Here is a 1,870-nt window from a genome sequence, read left to right on the forward strand (position 1 = left end):
CATTGAACCCTTTTTTCTATATACTCGCCACAATCAGACTCGCCACAATCTAAATAGCAAATTGTTAACATTAATCAAAAAACAATTGTTAATTTGTTTTTGTAGAGTAGAATGGAATAACATTTTAATAAAAAAAGTTAGAGTTACATATGCTATCACCCACAAAAAATGCCTTTTTATTTGCGTTTATTATCGCTTTTGGCGGCTTCGTCTTTGGATTGGATCTTGTCTTAATTTCAGGCACCATTCAATTTATTAAAATAGAATTTGGCTTATCCGCTATAGAAATAGGTAATCTAGTTGCCGGTCCTGGTTATGGCGCCTTAATCGGTTTGATTTTCACCAGTTTAGTTTGTGATAAAATTGGTCGTAAAAAAACCATGCTAATAATTGCTGGTTTATATTCACTTTCCGCCATTGGCTCTGCCTATGCTCCTTCTGCTAACTTTCTATTTTGGTCTCGTGTCTTAGGTGGTTTAGCCTTTGCATCACTATCAGTGGCCTCTATGTATATAGGTGAAGTTGCCCCACCTAAATATCGCGGAAAATTAGTAGGCATGAACCAACTTAATATCGTTATCGGTATTTTTGTAGCCCAGTTAGTAAATTTTTATATTATTGGCGTGATCGCAGATTCAACTCATTCATTACAAGCATTAGGCTTAAATGAAGCCTCAGCGTGGCGTTGGATGCTCGGCTTTGAAATTGTTCCGGCTGTGGTATGGTTTTTAGCCATTTTCATTCTGCCTGAAAGCCCGCGCTGGTTAGCATTAAATGGTAAAATGGAACAAACCAAACAGGTTATGGCTAAAATAACAGAGCCTGAAGATTTAGATAAAGAATTACAAGAAATTGACAAGAGTTTCGATACTAAAAACCCGCATTCATTAAGCACCATTGAACAGGCTAAAATATTTTTCAGCCCAGTGATGAGAACAGCGTTAGTTATTGGTGTTGTTTCGGCAATGATTCAAGCCCTTACAGGAATAAACTCAGTATTAGCCTATATGCCAATGATATTTTCACAGCTCGGAGGCGGTGAAGCATCAGCATTCTCTCAAACCTTGGTTGTTGGTGGAATTGGCCTGATATTCACCATACTTGGTGTCTTGTGTGTTGATAAATTAGGCCGCCGCCCTATTTTTGCTGGTGGTTTATTGTGGGGAGCTTTTAGCCTGCTTCTGATTGTTATTGGTTTTTTCAATGCGACTTATTTATTAACTCCTGAATCAGTTGCCAGCCTTAAAGGTGCAATTGATCTTTCTTTATTGCAACCAATCTTGGGAACGGAATTTTCTTCAGATTTAGCGTTCAAGCAAGCAGTAATTGAACATATCGGGCTCGCCGCATTCACTCTAAATGAAAGTGACCTAATGAGCGCAGCTACTAATATTAATGGCATACTGGTATTTATCGGCATTATTAGCCTTTTATGTGCTCATAATTTTTCAATGGGCCCTATACTCTGGATTTTGCTTTCAGAGATATTCCCTACAAAAGTACGTGCATTCGCTATACCCTTCTGTGGTTTTATTGCCAGTGTTTTTGGTGGTGTTATCGTACCACTATTCTTCCCATGGCAATTAGAGACGCTAGGTGCTGCATATACCTTCGCACTTTATATGGTGTTTAGTTTGCTCGGATTAGCGTTTGTATTAAAGAAAGTACCTGAAACTAAAAATAAAACCATTGAAGAAATTGAACTTGAGCTATCCAAAAAATAGCCTCTAATGTAAATAGATAACTTATGTCATCTATTTACATTAAATAACTACACGCCTTAAGGTGCTGGTTTCAAACGTTTATAGCGTTAGCAAAGCCAGGATCTTGAGGCTTTTTTGTTATAATGACGAGTAATACCAATCTGATT

1 protein-coding gene is annotated in these 1,870 nt (G+C 37.5%); it reads left to right on the forward strand.

The annotated features are described in order from the left end of the window. Positions 1-149 precede the first annotated feature (149 nt). Positions 150-1,724, forward strand: coding sequence for an MFS transporter (locus tag KO502_RS02095; protein ID WP_216020908.1), 1,575 nt, complete (start codon positions 150-152; stop codon positions 1,722-1,724). The last annotated feature ends 146 nt before the right edge of the window (positions 1,725-1,870 follow it).

This window comes from Colwellia sp. E2M01 (assembly GCF_018860585.1).
GTDB lineage: Bacteria > Pseudomonadota > Gammaproteobacteria > Enterobacterales > Alteromonadaceae > Colwellia.

Excerpts from the sequence above, each read along its gene's own strand:
- KO502_RS02095 (WP_216020908.1), top strand. The coding sequence starts at position 150 with ATGCTATCACCCACAAAAAATGCCTTTTTATTTGCGTTTATTATCGCT.